Genomic DNA, 16,245 nt, shown 5'->3' on the forward strand with positions numbered 1-16,245 from the left:
GGGTCCTGCCGTGCCCTCCCCAGAGCGAAAAGGACGAACCATGGCAGATGCCCAGCGCATCGTCATCGACAACTGCGCGATCGCGACCGTGGACGCCGACGACACGGAACACGCCTCGGGACACGTGATCATCGCCGGCAACCGCATCGAGGCGGTCGGCGCGGGCCGGGCCCCGGAAGGCCTGGAGGACGTCGTGCGCCGCATCGACGCCACCGGCCACCTGGTCACCCCCGGGCTGATCAACACCCACCACCACTTCTACCAGTGGATCACCCGCGGCCTGGCGACGGACCACAACCTCTTCGACTGGCTCGTCGCGCTGTACCCGACCTGGGCGCGCATCGACGAGCCCATGGTGTACGCGGCCGCCCAGGGCTCGCTCGCGGTGATGGCCCGTGGCGGCGTCACCACCGCCATGGACCACCACTACGTCTACCCCGAGGGCTCCGGCGACCTGTCCGGCGCCGTCATCAGGGCCGCCCGCGAGACGGGCGTCCGCTTCACCCTCGCCCGCGGCTCCATGGACCGCAGCGAGAAGGACGGCGGACTGCCCCCGGACTTCGCCGTCGAGACCCTCGACGACGCGCTCGCCGCCACCGCACGGACCGTCGACGAGCACCACGACGCCTCCTTCGACGCGATGACGCAGGTGGCCGTGGCGCCCTGCTCCCCCTTCTCCGTCTCCACCGAACTCATGCGCCAGGGCGCCGAGCTGGCCCGGGACAAGGGCGTGCGCCTGCACACGCACGGCTCGGAGACGGTCGAGGAGGAGAAGTTCTGCCACGAGCTGTTCGGGATGGGCCCGACCGACTACTTCGAGTCCACCGGCTGGCTCGGCGAGGACGTGTGGATGGCGCACTGCGTCCACATGAACGACTCCGACATCGCCGCCTTCGCCCGTACCGGGACGGGCGTGGCGCACTGCCCGTCCTCCAACGCCCGTCTGGCGGCCGGTATCGCCCGGGTCCCCGACATGCTCGCGGCCGGTGTCCCGGTCGGTCTCGGCGTCGACGGCACCGCGTCGAACGAGTCCGGTGAACTCCACACCGAACTGCGCAACGCGCTGCTCATCAACCGCCTCGGCGCCCGTCGCGAGGCCGCCCTGAACGCCCGTCAGGCACTGCGCCTGGGCACCTACGGGGGCGCCCGGGTCCTGGGCCGGGCGGCCGAGACGGGGTCGCTGGAGCCCGGCAAGCTGGCCGACCTGGTGCTGTGGAAGCTCGACACGATCGCCCACGCCTCCATCGCCGACCCGGTGACCGCGCTGGTGTTCGGAGCCGCGGCCCCGGTCACCGCGTCGTTCGTGAACGGCCGTCAGATCGTGCAGGACGGACGGCTCCTGACCGTCGACGAGGACGCGATCGCCCGTTCCACCCGGACCGAGGCCCAGCGCCTCGCGCGGATCACGGCCCAGGGCTGAGCCCAGCCGCCCGGGGCCGGACGGACGAGGGGTACGGCAGCCGCCGCACCCCTCGTCCGCGCCGGCGACCGACTCAGCCGATCTCGTAACTGTCCCCGTACACCTTCCACTTGAGCGGTGTGGCGAGCCCGAGATTGCCCTCGCGGAGGAACACGCGCTGGGCCGTCTCGACCCGGCTGACATCGCTGTGCGCGGCCTCCTGCTTCATCGCCCGGACCCGGGCGTCGAGAAACGCGTTCAGATACGTCGTCTCGTCGCCGCCGTCCGCGGGGGTGACCGCGTGCTGCCGGGCCCGCTCACGGATGCCGCCGAAGCTGGCGGCGTCCGTGCCGGGGCCGTGCATGACCATGGCGTCGTAGTAGACGAACTGGCCGAGCGTGCCGAGGCAGTCCTGCTTGGCCCGCGCCACCGCCGGGTCGAAGTAGCCGCGGTCGCGTTCGTCGCGCTGGGCCCGGCGGAAGGCGGACGACCTGGCCGCCGTGCGCCAGGCGGCGGGGAAGCCGGGGTCCAGGCCGGTGTGGGAACCGCTGCCGTTCACCGCGCGCAGCGCGGGAAGATACCCGGCCAGGACGTTGTCCGGGACCCGCTCCGTGTACAGCTCCACCAGGGCCAGCATGTCGCTGGTGCCGGAACAGAAACCGATCACGCCACCGGTGTAGCCGCGGCCGTCGCCGATGTCCTCGATGTACCCGTACTGCGCCTCCCAGTCCAGGGACGAGTTCTCCGCGCTGGAGACCAGCCGCATGGCGAGGTCCTTCTTCGCCGGGTCGTCGAGCCCTCTCGGCGAGGCGCCGGCCTCGGCCGAGGCCCATCCGGCGGTCGCCATCGCCGTGCCGAGAGCGGCGAGCAGCGTGCGGCGGGCGGCGATTCTGCGGAAGATCGGCACGTCGTCTCCAAAGGGGGTCGCTGTGAGAGGCGGTCTGGTGCACACCGACTGGGGAACGCGTGGGGACGGCCGTAGGAAATCACCGTAAGCGGAAGAACATATGAACAGTCGGATTCGTGACAGTTCTCGGCGACTGTCCCCGCCCCCACCGGCGTCCGCCCCCCACCGGCGTCCGCCGGACAGCGGGCCGCCGGGGCGGCGACGCGGTGGTCGCCGGTGAGGTGCCCGAACTGCTGGGACGCCCGGCCCGCACCTACCGCCAGTGGGCCGAGGAACACCGGCAGGCGTTCACCGGGCGGCAGGGCCGGGCGGCCCGGTGCGGCTCACAGGCCGAACAGGGCCGGGTCCGCCGCCAGTGCCCGGAAGCGCTCGCGCGGATCCGCGACCAGCCTGCGTTCCTTGAGGTCCATCAGTCCGCCGACCCCCGTGACCTCGGCGGCCACCGTGCCGTCGTCCGTCCGGCGGATCGTCTGCTCGATCCGGAACGTCTTGCCCTCACCCCAGGTGAACGCGCAGGTCACCTCGACCTCGTCGCCCGCCAGCAGCTCTCGCCGGTAACGGATGGTCGTCTCCAGCGCGACCGGGCCCACCCCCTTGGCCACCAGCCCCGACTGGCTGATGCCGGCCGCCTTGAGCAACGACCAGCGGGCGTGCTCCGCGTAGTTGAGGTACACGCTCTGGTTGAGGTGGCCCTGTACGTCCGTCTCGTAACCGCGGACGGTCACCTGGACGGAAAACGGCTCGCTCACTGCTTCTCCCTCACGTCGTCGGGCTCGTCGGTGCCGGGTGAGCCGATCTTGGCACGGGCGTCAGGCCCGGCGCGGGGAGGCCAGCAGATAGCGCTCCCTCGTCCGGGGGTCGGTGTGCTCGCCGGTCTGCCAGCCCGCCTTCTCCAGGGTGAGCGCACACGCCCGCAGGGCCTCGGCGTCCGGCTCGTGCACGGCGACGGCCTCCGGCTGCGGGGTCGCGCGCACCCGGTAGCCGGCCGTGTCCGGGCCCGCCGGCCGGTGGCCCGCCGCTTCCAGGGCGAGCGCGGCCGCCCGCACCAGATGCGCCCGTTCCCAGCCGCAGGGCAGCTCCGTGGCGCCGCCCGGACTGGTCATCCGGCGCAGTTCCAGCAGGCCCTGCCAGGCGCTGTGCACCTCGCGCGCCCGCGCGCGGCCCGCGGCGGTGTCCGGCCCGTCCGGCCCCGTCGGCCGGTCCTCGCCGCCGACCCGCGCGGCGAACACCCCGTCGTCCGCGGGAGCCCCGGACGACGGCCCTTGAGGTGTCCGGTCCGCCGTCCGCCCGGCTCGGTTCCCGGCCGGGTCCGCCGCCTGCGGTGCGGGCTCGGCCGTCTCGCGTATCCGGTGCCCGGCCGGAGTCAGGAAGTGGTCGTGCGGCGGCCGCGGGTGTCGGAAGGCCAGCCCGTGTCGCACCAGCGCCGCGAGCTGCGCCTGCGTGCCCCGCAGCCGTCCGGTCACGGGCTCGGCGGCGTCGATGACCCGCCGCTGGGCGGCGGTCGGCGGTCGTGTCACGGCAGGCTCCCTCCCCGGCCCACGGGCCGCGGGGCGACCCACTCGAAGGCTACGGGTGGGGTCTGACATTCCAGCCGGCGAGCACCGGCCGCCCGTGTTCCGTGCTCAGTCGGCTCAGCGCCCCCGTCGCGAGCTGGAACAGCGCGCCGTCCGCCGGGGGCAGTCCCAGCCGGCGGGCGGTGAGGACCCGCAGGAGGTGACCGTGCGCCACCAGCACGACGCACCCCTCGGTGTTGGCGAGCGCGGCGTCCACCTTGGCCAGCACCCGGTCGGCGCGCTCGCCGACCTCCTCGGGGGTCTCCCCGGGATGCTCGGGCGGGCCCGCCGGCACGCCGTCGGTGAACAGGAACCAGCCCGGCCGGGTGCGGTGGATCTCGACGGTCGTGACCCCTTCGTACGCGCCGTAGTCCCACTCCTGGAGGTCCATGTCGATCCGCACGTCGTGCAGACCGATGAGCTCGGCCGTCTCCCGCGCCCGCTGGAGCGGGCTGACGAACGCGGCGCCGATGCGGTGCGAGCGGATCAGCGGCATCAGGCGGCGCGCCTCCTCCCGGCCGCGCTCGGTCAGCGGGACGTCGGTGCGGCCCGTGTGCCGTCCGGACCGGGACCACTCGGTCTCACCGTGCCGGACGATAAAAAGATCACCCATGCCGCCAGGGTATGAGGCCTACTGCCGGTACCCGCTCAGGAACCGTCCGATCCGTCCGATGGCCGCCTCCAGGTCGTCCGCGTGGGGGAGGGTGAGAATGCGGAAGTGGTCGGGGGCGGGCCAGTTGAACCCGGTGCCCTGGACCACCTGGATCTTCTCCCGCAGCAGCAGGTCCAGGACGAACTTCTCGTCGTCGTGGATCCGGTGCACCTTGGGGTCCAGGCGCGCGAAGGCGTACAGCGCGCCCTTCGGCTTCACGCACGACACCCCCGGGATCTCGTTCAGCTTCTCCCAGGCCACGGTGCGCTGTTCGTACAGCCGTCCGCCGGGGGCGGTCAGCTCGTGGATGGACTGGCGGCCGCCGAGCGCCGCCTGGATGGCGTACTGCGCGGGCGCGTTGGCGCACAGCCGCATGGAGGCCAGCATGGTCAGGCCCTCCAGATAGCTCTTCGCGTGCTGCTTGGGGCCGGTGACGACCAGCCAGCCCGAGCGGAAACCCGCCACCCGGTACGTCTTCGACAGGCCGCAGAAGGTGAGGACCACCAGGTCGGGGGCGAGCGCGGCGGCCGAGTGGTGCACGGCGTCGTCGTACAGGATCTGGTCGTAGATCTCGTCGGCGAGGACCATCAGGCCGTGCCGGCGGGCCAGGTCGAGGATGCCCTCGACGATCTCCTTGGGGTAGACCGCGCCCGTGGGGTTGTTCGGGTTGATGATCACGACCGCCTTGGTGCGGTCGGTGATCTTCGACGCCATGTCGTCCAGGTCCGGGTACCAGTCGGCCTGTTCGTCGCACAGGTAGTGCACCGCCTTGCCGCCGGCCAGGGTGGTGACGGCCGTCCACAGCGGGAAGTCCGGGGCGGGGATGAGGATTTCGTCGCCGTCCTCCACCAGCGCCTGTACGGCCATGGAGACCAGCTCGGAGACGCCGTTGCCGAGGAACACGTCGTCGACGTCGACCTCCAGGCCCCGGTCCTGATAGCGCTGCGCGACCGCGCGGCGGGCGGAGAGGATGCCGCGCGAGTCCGTGTAGCCATGGGCCCGGGGAAGCATCCGGATCATGTCCTGGAGGATCTCCTCCGGCGCCTCGAAGCCGAACAGCGCGGGGTTGCCGGTGTTCAGGCGCAGCACGCTGTGACCCGCCTCCTCCAGGGCGTTGGCGTGCTCGATCACCGGACCGCGGATCTCGTAGCAGACCTCGCTGAGCTTGTTCGACTGCCGGAACTCCATGCGCCGCCGCCTCTCGGGTATCTGGTGTTGCTTGGTTTTACCAAGTGTGAGCTTGGAAAGTCCAACAACATGTCTAGACTGCGTCGCATGCCACCTCGCCGAAGCTACGACCAGTACTGCTCCGCCGCCCGCGCGCTCGACGTCGTCGGCGACCGCTGGACCCTGCTGATCGTCCGCGAGCTGCTCGCCGGCCCGCGCCGCTACACGGACCTGCACGCCGACCTGCCGGGCGTGAGCACGGACGTACTGGCCTCGCGGCTGAAGGACATGGAGCGCGACGGCCTGGCCACCCGCCGTCGGCTGCCCCCGCCGGGCGCCGTGTACGTCTACGAACTCACGCCCCACGGCCGCGGGTTGCGTCCGGTGCTCCAGGCGCTGGGCGCGTGGGGCGAGGGGGAGCTGGGGGAGCGGCGGCCCACCGACGCGGTGCGGGCCCACTGGTTCGCGCTCCCGCTGCTGCGGGCGCTGCGGGAGGTCCCCGCGGCCCGGGGCGTCCTCGAAGTCGGGCTGGAGGAGGGCAGGTTCCACCTGTACGCGGGTGACGGCGACGCGGACGGGCCGGTGTACGGCGACGGACCCGCGCCCGTCGGCCCCGACGCGCTGTTGGTCCTGGACACCGCCACCTGCGAGGCCATGGCCCGGGGGCTGCTCACCCTGTCCGAGGCGGTGCGCGAGGGGCGGGCCGAGGTGGGCGGCGACGGCCCGCTGGCCAAGGAACTGTCCGGACTGGCCGAACCGACTGGAACAGCTGAACCGGCCGAACCGGCTGAAGCAGCTGAACCGGCCGAGCTGACTGAAGCGGCTGAACCGGCCGAACCGGTCTGACCGGTCGACCCGGCGGCGGCTCCCGGGTGAAAGGCGAACGGGCCGGTCCCGGCGCGCGAGGCGGCCGGGACCGGCCCGGAGGGCACGGGCGTCAGACGCCCGGTGGCACGTTGCGCGGGCGGCCGTGGCCGCGGGTCAGCGCGTACCCGCCGATGCCCGCGAGCGCGGCCAGCATGCCGCCCACCGCGGTCCACACCCAGCGGTCGGACCACCAGCCGGAGGACCAGCCGTCGTCCGGCTCGATGCTGGAGAGCACCGCCGACTTCGCCGAGCCGTCGGAGTCGTCCGACTCGTCCTTCTTGGACGTGACCGCGATCCCCGGCACCAGGGCCTCCGACAGCGAGCCGTCCACGGCGGCCGCGCCGCCGATGTCCTTGGACTCCACCGACATCTCGGCGCTCACCGGCAGACCCAGGTCGGCCGTCTTCAGGCCCACGACCGTCAATCGGACGTAGTAGGTGCCGGGCAGCGGGGCGTCGTCCCACGGCTCGGTCCAGGCGCGCACCGTGCGCATCGTGCAGGCCAGTTCGACGGAGGCCGAGCCCGGCTGGGCGGTACGCGTCTGCGCCCCGTACTGGCAGGCCTGGCGGCGGCGCAGACCGTCGTACACGTCGATCTGCCAGGACTGGCCCGCGTGGGTGTCCGGCAGCTTCACCGTCGCCTTGACGGTGGGCCGCTGTCCGGCGTCCGCCGGGAACGACCAGTACAGGTAGTCACCCGCGGAGCCGCTCGCCGTGGCCGTCACGCCCTGCTCGACCTCGGTCGCCGTGCGGAACGAAGTGCCCGCCGTGGTGGGCGCCTTGGCGTCGTCGGTCGGGCTCGCGGAGGGCGAGGAGTCGGCCGCCGCGGGGCCCGCGGCCAGTCCGAGGGTCAGCAGCGCCAGGCTCAGCGCACGTGTGATTCGCATCAGTTGGTCCTCCAGACCGCGACGCGCCAGCGAGACAGCCAGCCCCACAGCACACCGGCGAGGAAGCCGGCCAGGATCAGCGCGCCGAGCAGCCACCAGCCGCGGCCGAGGCCGAAGGAGGCCACGTCGCTCGCCCCGGACGGACCGTCCACGACGTCGATGGTCAGCTCCAGCGGCATACCGGGCGTGGCCTTCACCCCGGCGGCGGCGGAGAAGGAGTTGGTGACCTGGAGACACACCGTCTCGGCGGGCGCGTCGTCCTCGTCGCTCTCGGCCTTCGGGTAACGCAGGCCGGTCGAGACGACGTCCGTACGGCCGTTGCCCGCGGCCTCGCCGCGCACGATCTCCCGGGCGTGCACGGTCACCGCCCGCAGCAGCACCCCGTAGTCGGGGTTCACGGCCCGGTCGGCCGCCACGCTCACCGAAGCCCGCAGCTCCTGGCCGGGGTCGACGTCCACCCGGTACCAGCGCTCCTGGCCGAACTCCTCACGGTCGGTGTACAGACCGGACTTCAGGGTCGGCGCCTGGGAGCACGCCGCCGCGCCCTCCGTGGCGACCGGCGTCACCACCGGATCGGCCGCCCGGTCCACCAACTGGTTGACCTTGTCGGTCAGTTCGTCGGCGTGCTCCACCGAGGTGTAGGTCCCGCCGGTCGCCTCGGCGATGCAGCTCAGCTGCGCGCGCAGCTTGGTGCTCGGCACCAGGCCGAGCGTGTCGATGGTGAGGCCGACGCCCTTGGCCGCGATCTCGCGGGCCACCTCGCACGGGTCGAGCGGGGCGCAGGTGTCCTCGCCGTCGCTGATCAGCACGATGCGCTTGGAACCGGTTCCGCCGTCGAGGTCGTCGGCGGCCTTCAGCAGGGCGGGGCCGATCGGCGTCCAGCCGGTGGGCGACAGGGTCGCCACCGCCGTCTTCGCGTCGGTCCGGTTCAGCGGGCCGACCGGGTAGAGCTGCGCGGTGTCCTTGCAGCCCGTCTTGCGGTCGTCGCCGGGGTAGTTGGCGCCCAGCGTGCGGATGCCGAGCTGGACCTCCTCGGGCGTCGCGTCCAGCACTTCGTTGAACGCCTGCTTCGCCGCGGCCATCCGCGACTTGCCGTCGATGTCGTTGGCCCGCATCGACCCGCTCACATCGAGAACGAGGTCGACCTTCGGTGCGTCGGCGGTGGTCTCGTCGGCGACCGCTCCGGCAGGGAACGCTATCCCGACCGTGAACGCGGCGAGCAGGGCGCAGATCCCTACCGCCAGCCGTTGTGTTCTGATCATCGGCGGATCCTATTGACCGGACGGCTCCCGCCACAAAGCGGGGTCCGTCCCGCGCCGCCCCGGCTCCGGGTCCAGTGGATTGGGCAGCCGCGCCCACTGGTCCCCGGCCACTCCCGGCGACAGCCGCATCAGCGTCAACGCCTTCACCGGCAGTGGCTCTTCGAGCAGCGCCTTCAGATCCGCGGTGCGCGGCAGATCCGGTACGACCCGCTCCAGCGCCCCGCGCAGCGCCGGCGCCGATCCGGCCGTCGCGGCCAGCGAGCCCGCCACCAGCGAGCCGAACAGCTTGCGCCGCAGGGTCGTCACATCGTCCGTGACGGTCCGCCCGGTCAACGCGGGGGCCGGGACGCCGTGTCGGGCCAGCCGCAGCGGGCCGACCCGGATGTCGGCGAGGTCGCGGTAGACCAGGCGCAGCGGCGCGCCCGTCGGCGACAGCACCACCAGCAGGTTCTGGCCGTGCGCCTCCAGGGCGACACCGAGCTCCAGCAGCCGCAGCCCGACGGTCAGCGCGAGCCGGGTGAAGTCCGCCAGCCAGCCCGGCGACCGGGGCAGACCGGTCGTCGCGAGGGCGGCCACCGGCACCACGTGCTCGCCCGGCGCCCCGTACGCGCCCGGTGACTCCCGCAGCACGGCCGCCAGGTCCGGCGAGTGGGCGGTGGCCGCGCCCAGGGTGCGGGTGACGTGCAGCAGGCCGTCCGTGCGCGCCGCGAGCTCCTGCCCGAAGTCCGAGAGGACCGCGGACAACGAGACGGACCGGACGGAGATGTCCCGGACCGAGGACGTCAGCCGGGCGCTGAGCGCCGTCTTGACGTGCGGACCGCCGGGCACGGCCAGGGTGCGCAGCGACATCAGCGGATGCGCGTCGAGCCCGGTGTCGCCCGCCCGCTTGAGCACATGCGCCGCCTGCCAGGGGTGCACCGGCAGCACCGTCCGCCGCCCGTCCCGCAGCCAGTCCGGCCAATCGCCCGTCACCAGGCACTCGTCCGCCTCCACCGGCACCAGGCCCAGCCGCACCAGCGGCCGGTGCTCCGGCCCGTACGCGAGCTGCTCGGTGACCGAGAAACCGGGCCGGGAGCGACAGTTGGGGTGGTAGGGATGCCCGTCGACCACCCGCTGCTCCCACTCCCACTCGTCCGTCGGCCACTCGTCCGCCTGCGGCTCGTCCGCGGGCCGACCGCCGGTCCGCCGCGCGGCGGGGCGGTCCGGCTGCCCGGCCCGGGACAGGGCCAACGACGCGACACTGTCGTCGAGTTCGGCCGCGAAGGCCGCGCCGTTCGGCACACCGAGCGCGGTGATCAGCCGCTCCGGGCGGTCGTGCGCCACCCCCTCCAGCTCCACCGAGGTGACGTACGCGGCGGTGGCGTACGGGTCCGGGGCCGGACCGTGCAGCCGGCGGCCGTCGGACAGCCGCAGGGTGAGACCGTCGCCGCCGGGTTCCCGGCGCACGATCCACGGCAGCGGCTCATGGGCGAGCGCGCGCCACAACCGGGTCAGGACGGCCGCGCGGGCGCCGGGCAGCTCGGCCGTGAACCGCGCCACGAGGCCGGGACGCGCGGCGGCCAGTCCGGCGGCGACCGCGTCCTCGGCGCTGGATGATCGGTACACGCTCGGGCTCCTCGGGTACGAGTGGGGTACGACTGGTCGGTCAAGGCAGGCGGTGGCACCAGGGATACTGATCATCTCCGTCCGGACGGACCGTAGGGAACGAGTGGATCGCGTGGACCTCCTGCCCCCGCACGCCGACGACGACGCCGCCCGGCCCGGTGGCGGCGACACCGCCGTGCCCGCCGATGACGGCGCCGCCCCGCCCGCCGCCCCGCGGTCCGGCGTGTCGCCCGTCGGCGTGTCGCGCGGCGGCCGCACCGACCCGGCCGACGCCTACGCGGCCGCCCCCCTGCTCAACTGCCTCCTGCGCGAGGTGGCCCGCCCGCTGGGCGACCCCGCCGACCCCGCCGATCCCGGCGAGCGCCCGGTGTACCGCCTGCCCGGCGGCGACCGGCTGCTGAGGGTGCGCGGAACCCGGCGGCCCGCCGAACCCGAGGTCTACGCGGCGGGTGCCTGGCACCGCCTCGACCACGCGGAACTGGTCAAACTCGTCGCCGAGGAGCTGTGTCGGCACACCGGGCTGTCCAACCACGAACTGCCCGCCGAGATGATCGACAGTCGGGACGCGGTCGCCGCGCTGCTCACCGCCCGCGCCGCCGCCACCCCGCCCGACGACCCCTACCTCCGCTCCGAGCAGTCCCTGGTCACCGGCCACCCGCACCACCCGGCCCCGAAGGCGCGCGGCGGCGGCCCGGTGGCCGGCTGGCTGCCGTACGCCCCCGAGGCGCACGCCCGCTTCCCGCTCGTCCTGCTCGGGGTGCGCGAGGACCTGGTCGTCGAGGAGGGCGACACCGCGGCCCTGGACACCCTCGGCGAGGCCCCGCCCGGCTACCGGCTGCTGCCCGCGCACCCCTGGCAGTTCGACCTGGTCGGCGACGACCTCGCTCCCGCCTTCGCCGACGGCCGGCTGATCCGGCTGGGCACGACCGCCTCCGAGGTCTGGCCCACGGCCGCGATCCGCACGACGTACAGCCCGGAGCGCGACCTCTTCCTGAAGTTCAGCCTGGACGTCCGCATCACCAACGACATCCGCCGGCTGTGGCGTCACGACCTGCTGAAACTGCGCCGGACCGACACGGTGGCCGGTCACGCACTGGCGGCCGTCGAGGGACCCGCGGCCTGGCTCGGCGACCGCGGCTACCGCACCGCCGCCTTCGCCTTCGAGGAACTGGCCGTCCTGGTCCGCGACGGGCTGCGCGACCACCTGCTCCCCGGCGCCACGCCGCTGCTCGCCGCGGCCCTGGCCGAGGGCTTCGCGGGCAGCCCGCTGGACGGCGCGAAGGACCCCGGGGCCTGGTGGGAGGCCTATCTGGGCGCGGTCGTCCCCCCGGCCCTCGCGGCCTTCGCCGACCACGGCGTCGTACTGGAGGCGCACCTCCAGAACACCCTGGTCGCGGTCGACGCGGACGGCACTCCGGTGCAGGCGCTGTTCCGGGACGCCGAGGGCGTCAAACTGCTGCCGGACGTGTCCCGGGAGGCAGGCTGGGAGCGGCTGGTCTACTGCCTGGTGGTCAACCACCTCACCGAGATCGCCGGCGCGCTGGCCGAGCGCCACCCGGGCTTCGACCCCTGGCCGGCCGCCCGCCGTGAGTTCGCCCGCCACGACCTGGCCGAGATCGGCGCCCTGCTCGCCTCGCCCACCCTGCCCGGCAAGACGAACCTGCTGCTGCGCTGGACCGGTGCGGACGGCGCCGACGCCCGCTATCTGCCGCTGCCCAACCCGCTGGCCGGATGAGCCACGGACACGGCCGGGCGTGGCGTGGATGCTCACCCCCTCATGTTCGAGGGGAAGGGAGGGGTCGGCATCACGGTGTGTGTGACTCAGTTCACTTCGGCGGGGCGATCATTTCTTCTCCTCCCGCCGGTCATCCCTACGACAGCGCACAGGACCGGCGCCCCGGCGCAGCCGGACCGGCCGACGGAGAGGACACGACCGACATGACCGCACCCGTGAAGGGCCCCGCCAGCTACTTCCCCTCGATCGAGAAGAAGTACGGCCGACCGGTCGCCGAGTGGCAGGACCTGATCCGTACCTCGCCGCTGACCAGGCACATGGAGCTCGTCTCCTGGCTCAAGGCCGAGCACGGTCTGGGACACGGTCACGCGAACGCGCTCGTCGCGTACACCCTCGCCGAGAAGACCGGCTGAGACGGCCGCCGCGCCGCACAGGCGAGGGCCGCGGCTTCGGCCGCCGGAGTCCTCCGTCGCGATCAGTGGCAGACTCTCGGAGTGTGCACGCCGGGAGCCGGTCGTGGATCGAGAGGCTGAAAGGTCGGGTGGCCCGAGAACATGCTGAGAGAGGTCACTGCGACCCGCTACGTCACGCCCCTGCGGTCCGGCGGCTCCGTCCCCGGCGTCGTCGAGGCCGACGATCTCGGCACCTACGTCGTGAAGTTCACCGGCGCCGCGCAGGGCCGCAAGGCGCTGGTCGCCGAGGTGATCGTGGGCGAACTGGCCCGCGCCCTCGGGCTGCGCTTCCCCGAACTGGTCCTGGTGCGCTTCGACCCGGGGCTCGGCGCGGACGAACCGCACCAGGAGGTGCGTGACCTGCTGGACGCCAGCGGGGGCGTCAACCTCGGCATGGACTATCTGCCGGGCGCCGAGGACTTCACGCCCGACGTGGCCGGGACGTTCGACGTCGACCCGGTGGAGGCGGGCCGGATCGTCTGGCTCGACGCCCTGACGGTGAACGTCGACCGCACGGTGCACAGCTCCAACCTGATGGTCTGGCCCACGTTCGGCACGGTCCCCCCGCGGCTGTGGCTGATCGACCACGGGGCCGCGCTCGTCTTCCACCACCGCTGGGACTCGGCGGCGCCGCAGAAGGCCTACGACTTCCGCCACCACGCCCTCGGCCGGTACGCGCCGGACACCCGGGCGGCCGACGCCGAGCTGGCCCCCGCGGTGACCGGGGAACTGCTGCGCCGGATCGTCGCCGAGGTCCCCGACGCCTGGCTGGCCGACGACCCGGAGTTCGCCACGCCCGACGAGGCCCGGGAGGCGTACGTGGATCATCTCCACGCCCGGGCGCGGGCCTCCGCGGCCTGGCTGCCCACCGACTTCCCCAGCGGGGAGGAGCTCGCCGGCGAGGAGGCCCGGCGGGCGGAGAGAACACGGCGAGGCCGGCCGGACTGGCTCAAGACGGTCCCCGATCTGCACGGCAAGCCGGCCGCGGAACAGGATTGGTCGGTGCATCTGCAATGACGGACGTCCGGCGGGTGGAGATCGAGTACTGCACCCGGTGCCGCTGGCTGCCACGGGCCGCCTGGCTGGCGCAGGAGCTGCTGACCACCTTCGAGGCCGAGCTGACCGAGCTGGCGCTGAAGCCGGGCACGGGCGGGGTGTTCGTCGTGCGGGTGAACGACGAGGTGGTGTGGGACCGGAGCGAGCAGGGCTTCCCGGAGCCCGCGGAGGTCAAGAAGGCGGTGCGCGACCGAGTGGCCCCGGGCCGGTCCCTGGGCCACTCGGACAGGTGAGGACGGGCGGCGCTCAGCCCTGGAGCTGCTCGTAGGCGGGCAGGGTCAGGAAGTCGGCGTAGTCCTCGTCGAGGGCGACCCGCAGCAGCAGGTCGTGCGCCTGCTGCCAGTGACCGGCGGCGAAGGCCGCCTCGCCGAGCTCCGCACGGACGGCGGACAGTTCCTCCGCCGCGACCTTGCGGGCCAGTTCCGGTGTCGCCTTCTCGCCGTTCTCGAACTCCACGCCCGCGTCGATCCACTGCCAGATCTGCGAGCGGGAGATCTCGGCGGTGGCCGCGTCCTCCATCAGGCCGAAGATGGCGACCGCGCCGAGGCCGCGCAGCCAGGCCTCGATGTAACGGATGCCGACCTGGACGGCGTTGACCAGCCCGGCGTACGTCGGCCTGGCGTCGAGGGAGTCGACGGCGATCAGGTCGGCCGCCTCGACGTGAACGTCCTCGCGCAGCCGGTCCTTCTGGTTCGGGCGGTCGCCGAGCACGGCGTCGAAGGAGGCGAGGGCGATCGGCACCAGGTCCGGGTGGGCCACCCACGACCCGTCGAAACCGTCGCCCGCCTCACGGTCCTTGTCGGCCCTGACCTTTTCGAAGGCGATCCTGTTGGCCTCCTCGTCGCGCCGCGACGGAATGAACGCCGCCATGCCGCCGATCGCGTGCGCCCCGCGCTTGTGGCAGGTGCGGACGAGGAGTTCGGTGTACGCCCGCATGAACGGGGCCGTCATCGTCACGGCGTTGCGGTCCGGCAGCACGAACCGGGGCCCGCCGTCCCGGAAGTTCTTGATGATCGAGAACAGGTAGTCCCAGCGGCCGGCGTTCAACCCGGAGGCGTGGTCACGGAGTTCGTAGAGGATCTCCTCCATCTCGTAGGCCGCCGTGATGGTCTCGATGAGGACGGTGGCGCGGACCGTGCCCTGCGGGATGCCGAGGTGGTCCTGCGCGAAGACGAACACGTCGTTCCAGAGCCGGGCCTCCAGGTGGGACTCCGTCTTCGGGAGGTAGAAGTACGGTCCCCTGCCGAGGTCGAGCAGCCGCCGGGCGTTGTGGAAGAAGTACAGCCCGAAGTCGACGAACGCGCCGGGGACCGGGGTGCCCTCGGCGTCGACGAGGTGACGCTCGTCCAGATGCCAGCCGCGCGGCCGCATCACGACGGTGGCGAGTTCCCCGGCGGCCTTGAGGGCGTACGACTTCCCGGTGTGCTCGTCGGTGAAGTCGATGGTCCGGGCGTAGGCGTCGCTCAGGTTGAGCTGGCCGAGGACGACGTTCTCCCAGGTCGGCGCGGAGGCGTCCTCGAAGTCCGCGAGCCACACCCGGGCACCGGAGTTGAGCGCGTTGACCGTCATCTTGCGGTCGGTCGGGCCGGTGATCTCCACCCGCCGGTCCTCCAGGGCCGCGGGGGCCGGGGCCACCCGCCAGGAGTCGTCCGCGCGGACCGCGGCGGTCTCCGGGAGGAAGTCGAGCGTGGCGGTGCGGGCGATCTCGGCGCGGCGCTCCGCCCGGCGGGCGAGGAGCTCGTCCCGGCGCGGTGTGAAACGCCGGTGCAGCTCGGCCACGAAGGCGAGCGCGGCGTCGGTGAGGACCTCCTCCTGCCGGGGCAGCGGTGCGGCGTCGACGATGGCCAGCGGGGACGGCGCTGGTGCGGACATGAGCTGTCACTTCCTTCAGCGGGCGTGGCACCGGGTGCCGGTCGAGCCGGGTGAGGCGGACGGCGTCGGGGACGCGGCCGGACGCTTTTGATCAGTGGATACTAATTTCCTCATCACGGAAGTTCAATGTTCTGTTGATGTCGCGGCGTTCGGCGTCGAGGCGGGCCGGCGCGCGCGGTGCCGTCCCGCACGCCCCGCTCACTCGAGGTGGACCAGGTCCGCTTCCGTGTCGATGTCGTACGGCCGGCCCACGTCCCCGCACTCGACGAGCGTCACCGCCGCCGCGTGCTCCCGCAGATAGGCGCGCGCCCCCTGGTCCCCGGTCGCGGCGGCGGCGACGCCCGCCCAGTGGCCGGACCCGAACAGGACGGGATGGCCGCGTACGCCCGCGTAGGCGGCCGAGACGAGAGACGCGCCGTCCCGGTGGGCGGCCAGGACCCGCCGTACCGCCTCCGGGCCGATGCCGGGCTGGTCGACGAGCGAGACCAGCGCCGCCTCCGCGTCCGTTCCGGTGAGCGAGGCCAGCCCGGCCCGCAGCGAGGTGCCCATGCCCCGCTCCCACTCCGGGTTGTCCACCAGCACACAGCCGCCGAGCTCCGCCTGCCGCCGTACGGTGTCCGCCTGCGCCCCCAGGACCACGTGGACGCGCCGGCAACCGGCCGACCGCAGCACCTGGACCGCGTGCTCCACCAGCGGCCGACCGTGATGCGTGAGCAGGGCCTTGGGGCGTCCGCCCAGCCGCCGTCCACCGCCCGCGGCGAGCAGCAGACCCGCGACCACCGGCGGGCGGGGCGCCGTCCGAGATGTCGTCATGGACCCTGCATACCGCAGG

Annotated in this window: 16 protein-coding genes; 6 read left to right on the forward strand and 10 right to left on the reverse strand. The window is 73.2% G+C overall.

Going from position 1 to position 16,245, the window contains the following annotated elements:
- Positions 1 to 40 precede the first annotated feature (40 nt).
- Complete coding sequence (locus ACZ60B_RS12045) at positions 41 to 1,420, forward strand: 8-oxoguanine deaminase (protein ID WP_469385897.1); 1,380 nt, start codon at positions 41 to 43, stop codon at positions 1,418 to 1,420.
- A 73-nt stretch (positions 1,421 to 1,493) separates the two neighbouring features.
- Here ACZ60B_RS12045 and ACZ60B_RS12050 read toward each other — a convergent pair whose 3' ends face one another.
- The 5 genes from ACZ60B_RS12050 to ACZ60B_RS12070 all read right to left on the reverse strand — a co-directional run bounded on the left by ACZ60B_RS12050 (position 1,494) and on the right by ACZ60B_RS12070 (position 5,699).
- A complete protein-coding gene (locus tag ACZ60B_RS12050) occupies positions 1,494 to 2,246 on the reverse strand; it encodes a chitosanase (RefSeq protein WP_469385958.1) in 753 nt (250 codons plus the stop codon).
- A gap of 383 nt (positions 2,247 to 2,629) precedes the next feature.
- Entirely contained in the window at positions 2,630 to 3,055 is a 426-nt protein-coding gene (locus tag ACZ60B_RS12055; RefSeq protein ID WP_469385898.1) for an acyl-CoA thioesterase, read from the reverse strand.
- Positions 3,056 to 3,115: 60 nt separating this feature from the next.
- Positions 3,116 to 3,823, reverse strand: coding sequence for a hypothetical protein (locus tag ACZ60B_RS12060; protein WP_469385899.1), 708 nt, complete (start codon positions 3,821 to 3,823; stop codon positions 3,116 to 3,118).
- A gap of 49 nt (positions 3,824 to 3,872) precedes the next feature.
- Positions 3,873 to 4,472: a histidine phosphatase family protein gene (locus ACZ60B_RS12065; RefSeq protein ID WP_392614869.1), complete on the reverse strand. Its 600-nt coding sequence runs from the start codon at positions 4,470 to 4,472 to the stop codon at positions 3,873 to 3,875.
- 18 nt (positions 4,473 to 4,490) lie between these two features.
- The gene (locus ACZ60B_RS12070) at positions 4,491 to 5,699 is read right to left on the reverse strand and encodes a pyridoxal phosphate-dependent aminotransferase (RefSeq protein WP_392614866.1); all 1,209 of its coding nucleotides are present in this window, start codon (positions 5,697 to 5,699) and stop codon (positions 4,491 to 4,493) included.
- An 87-nt stretch (positions 5,700 to 5,786) separates the two neighbouring features.
- On the opposite strand from ACZ60B_RS12070, the gene ACZ60B_RS12075 reads away from it, so the two are divergent.
- On the forward strand, positions 5,787 to 6,524 hold the full coding sequence (locus ACZ60B_RS12075) for a winged helix-turn-helix transcriptional regulator (RefSeq protein WP_469385900.1): 738 nt from the start codon (positions 5,787 to 5,789) through the stop codon (positions 6,522 to 6,524).
- A gap of 91 nt (positions 6,525 to 6,615) precedes the next feature.
- On the opposite strand, the gene ACZ60B_RS12080 is transcribed toward ACZ60B_RS12075, so the two are convergent.
- From ACZ60B_RS12080 to ACZ60B_RS12090, 3 genes are read right to left on the reverse strand one after another with little or no spacing between them, the layout of a single operon-like run.
- On the reverse strand, positions 6,616 to 7,431 hold the full coding sequence (locus ACZ60B_RS12080; RefSeq protein ID WP_469385901.1) for a hypothetical protein: 816 nt from the start codon (positions 7,429 to 7,431) through the stop codon (positions 6,616 to 6,618).
- A complete protein-coding gene (locus tag ACZ60B_RS12085; protein WP_469385902.1) occupies positions 7,431 to 8,693 on the reverse strand; it encodes a VWA domain-containing protein in 1,263 nt (420 codons plus the stop codon). Before ACZ60B_RS12085 ends, ACZ60B_RS12080 begins: the two co-directional genes overlap by 1 nt.
- Before the next feature lie 9 nt (positions 8,694 to 8,702).
- Positions 8,703 to 10,298, reverse strand: coding sequence for an IucA/IucC family protein (locus ACZ60B_RS12090; RefSeq protein WP_469385903.1), 1,596 nt, complete (start codon positions 10,296 to 10,298; stop codon positions 8,703 to 8,705).
- 103 nt (positions 10,299 to 10,401) lie between these two features.
- Here ACZ60B_RS12090 and ACZ60B_RS12095 point away from each other — a divergent pair, with 103 nt between their 5' ends.
- The 4 genes from ACZ60B_RS12095 (at position 10,402) to ACZ60B_RS12110 (ending at position 13,774) form a co-directional block, all read left to right on the forward strand.
- Positions 10,402 to 12,033, forward strand: a complete 1,632-nt coding sequence (locus ACZ60B_RS12095) for an IucA/IucC family protein (protein WP_469385904.1) — start codon at positions 10,402 to 10,404, stop codon at positions 12,031 to 12,033.
- A gap of 203 nt (positions 12,034 to 12,236) precedes the next feature.
- Positions 12,237 to 12,446 carry a DUF4287 domain-containing protein gene (locus tag ACZ60B_RS12100; protein ID WP_469385905.1) on the forward strand — a complete coding sequence of 70 codons (210 nt, stop codon included), beginning with the start codon at positions 12,237 to 12,239 and terminating at the stop codon, positions 12,444 to 12,446.
- Positions 12,447 to 12,587: 141 nt separating this feature from the next.
- The gene (locus ACZ60B_RS12105) at positions 12,588 to 13,502 is read left to right on the forward strand and encodes a HipA family kinase (RefSeq protein ID WP_469385906.1); all 915 of its coding nucleotides are present in this window, start codon (positions 12,588 to 12,590) and stop codon (positions 13,500 to 13,502) included.
- On the forward strand, positions 13,499 to 13,774 hold the full coding sequence (locus ACZ60B_RS12110; RefSeq protein ID WP_469385907.1) for an Rdx family protein: 276 nt from the start codon (positions 13,499 to 13,501) through the stop codon (positions 13,772 to 13,774). The genes ACZ60B_RS12105 and ACZ60B_RS12110 overlap by 4 nt, the downstream gene beginning before the upstream one ends.
- 13 nt (positions 13,775 to 13,787) lie before the next feature.
- Here ACZ60B_RS12110 and aceB read toward each other — a convergent pair whose 3' ends face one another.
- Together aceB and ACZ60B_RS12120 are read right to left on the reverse strand one after the other, a co-directional pair.
- Positions 13,788 to 15,413, reverse strand: coding sequence for a malate synthase A (aceB, locus tag ACZ60B_RS12115; protein ID WP_469385908.1), 1,626 nt, complete (start codon positions 15,411 to 15,413; stop codon positions 13,788 to 13,790).
- Between the two features lie 198 nt (positions 15,414 to 15,611).
- Complete coding sequence (locus ACZ60B_RS12120) at positions 15,612 to 16,226, reverse strand: nucleotidyltransferase family protein (protein WP_469385909.1); 615 nt, start codon at positions 16,224 to 16,226, stop codon at positions 15,612 to 15,614.
- Positions 16,227 to 16,245: the final 19 nt, after the last annotated feature.

The organism is Streptomyces sp. NPDC104096, from assembly GCF_055584385.1.

Coding starts and splice junctions, on each gene's coding strand:
- ACZ60B_RS12045 (WP_469385897.1), top strand. CDS start 41: ATGGCAGATGCCCAGCGCATCGTCATCGACAACTGCGCGATCGCGACC.
- ACZ60B_RS12120 (WP_469385909.1), bottom strand. CDS start 16,226: ATGACGACATCTCGGACGGCGCCCCGCCCGCCGGTGGTCGCGGGTCTG.
- aceB (WP_469385908.1), bottom strand. CDS start 15,413: ATGTCCGCACCAGCGCCGTCCCCGCTGGCCATCGTCGACGCCGCACCG.
- ACZ60B_RS12100 (WP_469385905.1), top strand. CDS start 12,237: ATGACCGCACCCGTGAAGGGCCCCGCCAGCTACTTCCCCTCGATCGAG.
- ACZ60B_RS12065 (WP_392614869.1), bottom strand. CDS start 4,472: ATGGGTGATCTTTTTATCGTCCGGCACGGTGAGACCGAGTGGTCCCGG.
- ACZ60B_RS12050 (WP_469385958.1), bottom strand. CDS start 2,246: ATGGCGACCGCCGGATGGGCCTCGGCCGAGGCCGGCGCCTCGCCGAGA.
- ACZ60B_RS12085 (WP_469385902.1), bottom strand. CDS start 8,693: ATGATCAGAACACAACGGCTGGCGGTAGGGATCTGCGCCCTGCTCGCC.
- ACZ60B_RS12105 (WP_469385906.1), top strand. CDS start 12,588: ATGCTGAGAGAGGTCACTGCGACCCGCTACGTCACGCCCCTGCGGTCC.
- ACZ60B_RS12110 (WP_469385907.1), top strand. CDS start 13,499: ATGACGGACGTCCGGCGGGTGGAGATCGAGTACTGCACCCGGTGCCGC.
- ACZ60B_RS12070 (WP_392614866.1), bottom strand. CDS start 5,699: ATGGAGTTCCGGCAGTCGAACAAGCTCAGCGAGGTCTGCTACGAGATC.
- ACZ60B_RS12075 (WP_469385900.1), top strand. CDS start 5,787: ATGCCACCTCGCCGAAGCTACGACCAGTACTGCTCCGCCGCCCGCGCG.
- ACZ60B_RS12080 (WP_469385901.1), bottom strand. CDS start 7,431: ATGCGAATCACACGTGCGCTGAGCCTGGCGCTGCTGACCCTCGGACTG.